This is a genomic window from Nocardia sp. NPDC060220, from assembly GCF_042727815.1.
Taxonomy (GTDB): Bacteria; Actinomycetota; Actinomycetes; order Mycobacteriales; family Mycobacteriaceae; genus Nocardia.
This window is the reverse complement of sequence record NZ_JBHWZY010000865.1, coordinates 1-2,846: the sequence shown is the minus strand read 5'-3', so window position 1 is coordinate 2,846 and position 2,846 is coordinate 1. Positions and strand designations below refer to the sequence as shown.

Annotated in this window: 3 protein-coding genes; all 3 read left to right on the top strand. The window is 64.3% G+C overall.

Annotated elements, in window-relative coordinates; translation table 11 throughout:
- The first annotated feature begins 67 nt into the window (after positions 1-67).
- From pstC to pstB, 3 genes are read left to right on the top strand one after another with little or no spacing between them, the layout of a single operon-like run.
- Positions 68-1,045, top strand: coding sequence for a phosphate ABC transporter permease subunit PstC (pstC, locus tag ACFWF3_RS30930; RefSeq protein ID WP_379220142.1), 978 nt, complete (start codon positions 68-70; stop codon positions 1,043-1,045).
- Positions 1,045-1,950, top strand: coding sequence for a phosphate ABC transporter permease PstA (gene pstA / locus ACFWF3_RS30925; RefSeq protein ID WP_379317248.1), 906 nt, complete (start codon positions 1,045-1,047; stop codon positions 1,948-1,950). The genes pstC and pstA overlap by 1 nt, the downstream gene beginning before the upstream one ends.
- Before the next feature lie 19 nt (positions 1,951-1,969).
- Positions 1,970-2,746 carry a phosphate ABC transporter ATP-binding protein PstB gene (pstB, locus tag ACFWF3_RS30920; protein WP_056818713.1) on the top strand — a complete coding sequence of 259 codons (777 nt, stop codon included), beginning with the start codon at positions 1,970-1,972 and terminating at the stop codon, positions 2,744-2,746.
- Positions 2,747-2,846 lie beyond the last annotated feature (100 nt).

Here is a 2,846-nt window from a genome sequence, read left to right as displayed (position 1 = left end):
AGCCTTGGTGACCGCAGTGGGCTCGTCGAATTCGACGAGCCCACGGGCGGCCGGAGATACTGCGAATATGCCGACCGAACCGAAAATCGACAAGGCCCCTGACGGGGGTCGTACCGGCCGCCTGAACGCCGAGACGATCTTCCGGTGGACGGCCACCGCGGCCGGCGCGACGATTGTCGCGGCCATCGCGTTGATCGCGCTGTTCCTGCTGATCCGCGCGGTCCCCTCGATCAGGGCTGACGAGGTCAACTTCTTCACCAGTACCGAATTCTCGACCGGTGACGCGAACAACCTGCGCTTCGGTATCCGCGACCTGTTCATGGTCACGGTGCTGAGCTCGGTGTTCGCGCTCATCGTCGCGGTGCCGATCGGTGTCGGTATCGCGCTGTTCCTGACGCACTACGCGCCGTCGCGGCTGGGTAAGCCACTCACAATGCTGGTCGACCTGCTCGCCGCGGTGCCGTCCATCGTGTTCGGTCTGTGGGGCTTCCTGGTGCTGGCACCCAAGATCGTGCCGGTGCAGGAATTCCTGAACGAGAACCTCGGCTGGTTCTTCCTGTTCTCCCACACCGAAGGTGGAATCTCGATCAGCGGCGGTGGCACGATCTTCACCGCCGGTGTCGTGCTCGCTGTCATGATCCTGCCGATCATCACCTCGGTGTCCCGTGAAGTGTTCTCGCTGACTCCGCGTGCACACATCGAGGCAGCGCAGGCGCTCGGCGCGACCAAGTGGGAAGTCGTTCGCATGACTGTCCTGCCGTACGGCCGCAGCGGTGTGATCGCCGGTTCGATGCTCGGCCTCGGTCGTGCACTGGGTGAGACGATCGCCGTCCTCGTTGTGCTGCGGACGGCTTCGGTGCCCGGCACCTGGTCGCTGTTCGACGGCGGCTACACCTTCGCCTCCAAGATCGCGTCGGCTGCTTCGGAATTCAGCGCCCCGCTGCCGACCGGCGCCTATATCGCCGCAGGCTTCGTCCTCTTCGCGCTGACCTTCGTCGTCAACGCGCTGGCCCGCCTGGCCTCCGGTGGAAAGGTGAACGGCTGATGACCACCACAACGACTCTCGACAAGCCGGTAAAGGCTCGGACCTTTCGTGAGGTCAGTACCGCCCGGCGGATCAAGAACAACGTCGCCACCGGCCTGGTCACGCTGTGCTTCGTCATTGCGCTGATCCCGCTGGTGTGGGTGCTCGGCCTGGTGGTCACCAAGGGCATCACCGCGATCGCGTCCGCTGACTGGTGGACGAACTCGCAGAAGGGCATCCTGCCGGATCAGACCGGCGGCGGCGTCTACCACGCGATCTACGGCACGATTGTGCAGTCGCTGGTCGCCTCTGTCATCGCGGTGCCGCTGGGCATCATGGCCGCGGTGTACCTCGTCGAATACGGTCGCGGTCGGCTCGCCAGGGTGACGACGTTCATGGTCGACATCCTGGCCGGTGTGCCTTCGATCGTTGCCGCGCTGTTCATCTTCGCGCTCTGGATAGCCACCTTCGGCATGCCGCAGAGCTCCTTCGCCGTCTCGCTGGCGCTGGTACTGCTGATGCTGCCGGTGGTGGTGCGCAGCACCGAGGAAATGTTGAAGCTGGTGCCCGACGAGCTGCGTGAGGCTTCCTACGCGCTCGGTGTGCCGAAGTGGAAGACGATCCTGCGGATCGTCGTCCCCACCGCGGCGCCCGGCATGATCTCCGGCATCCTGCTCGCCGTGGCCCGCGTAATGGGTGAGACCGCGCCGGTGCTCGTGCTGGTCGGCTACAGCAAGTCGATCAACCAGAACATCTTCGACGGCAACATGGCCTCGCTGCCGCTGTTGATCTACCAAGAGCTGGCCAACCCGGAGGCTGCCGGCCGCGAACGTGTCTGGGGTGCGGCGTTCACGCTGATCCTCATGATCGCACTGCTGTACCTGGCTGCCGCCGGCGTCAACAAGCTGCTCACCCGGAACCGATAGAAGCGAACGGAATACTCAGATGGCCAAGCGGATCGACGTCAAAGATCTCAACATCTATTACGGCAGCTTCCACGCCGTGGCGAATGTGGAACTGACCGTGCTGCCGCGCAGCGTCACCGCCTTCATCGGTCCCTCCGGCTGTGGCAAGTCCACCGTGCTGCGCTCGCTCAACCGCATGCACGAGGTGACCCCGAACGCCCGCGTCGAAGGTGCCGTGCTGCTCGACGGCGAGGACATCTACAGCTCCTCGATCGACCCGGTCGGCGTGCGGCGCACCATCGGCATGGTGTTCCAGCGCCCGAACCCGTTCCCCACCATGTCGATTCGCGACAACGTGGTGGCCGGGCTCAAGCTGCAGGGCGTGCGCAACAAGAAGGAGCTCGACGAGGTCGCCGAGCGCTCGCTCAAGGGCGCCAACCTCTGGAACGAGGTCAAGGACCGGCTCGACAAGCCCGGCGGCAGCCTCTCCGGTGGTCAGCAGCAGCGTCTGTGCATCGCCCGCGCCATCGCGGTCTCGCCCGACGTCCTGCTGATGGACGAGCCGTGTTCGGCCCTCGACCCGATCTCCACCCTGGCGATCGAGGACCTGATCACCGAACTCAAGAAAGAGTTCACGATCGTCATCGTCACCCACAACATGCAGCAGGCCGCCCGGGTGAGCGACCAGACCGGTTTCTTCAACCTCGAGGCCCAGGGCAAGCCCGGTCGCCTGATCGAGATCGACGACACCGAGAAGATCTTCTCCAATCCCACCCAGCGCGCCACGGAGGACTACATCTCCGGCCGCTTCGGTTAAATCACACCGGAAAAGCCCCCGCACTCCTTCCGGAAGGAGTGCGGGGGCCGGGCTCTTATAAAAATAACCGAGCCCACGAGACAAGTAACGATCTCGTTTT

Coding starts and splice junctions, on each gene's coding strand:
- pstA (WP_379317248.1), top strand. CDS start 1,045: ATGACCACCACAACGACTCTCGACAAGCCGGTAAAGGCTCGGACCTTT.
- pstB (WP_056818713.1), top strand. CDS start 1,970: ATGGCCAAGCGGATCGACGTCAAAGATCTCAACATCTATTACGGCAGC.
- pstC (WP_379220142.1), top strand. CDS start 68: ATGCCGACCGAACCGAAAATCGACAAGGCCCCTGACGGGGGTCGTACC.